Genomic DNA, 208 nt, shown 5'->3' with positions numbered 1-208 from the left:
AGTAAGCGGACCAAAGGAGCCTCTAGGCGCTGGCGGCGAACTTCTCATAATAGAAATTGGCCGGCTGGATGCCCTGTGCGCGAATGTACTGACTGACCGCCTCGACCATCGGTGGCGGACCGCAAAGGTAGACATCTACCTCACCGCCGTTGAGGTGTTTGGGCTCGATGTACTGGGTCACATAGCCCTTTTGCGGATAGGCGCTGTC

Annotated in this window: 1 pseudogene; it reads right to left on the bottom strand. The window is 57.7% G+C overall.

The annotated features are described in order from the left end of the window. Positions 1-22 precede the first annotated feature (22 nt). Positions 23-208, bottom strand: a pseudogene (locus AO268_RS08070) (benzoate 1,2-dioxygenase electron transfer component BenC); the annotation flags it as partial.

Source organism: Pseudomonas sp. ICMP 8385, from assembly GCF_002699915.1.
GTDB classification, from domain to species: domain Bacteria; phylum Pseudomonadota; class Gammaproteobacteria; order Pseudomonadales; family Pseudomonadaceae; genus Aquipseudomonas; species Aquipseudomonas gessardii.
This window is presented reverse-complemented; position numbering and strand designations above follow the sequence as displayed.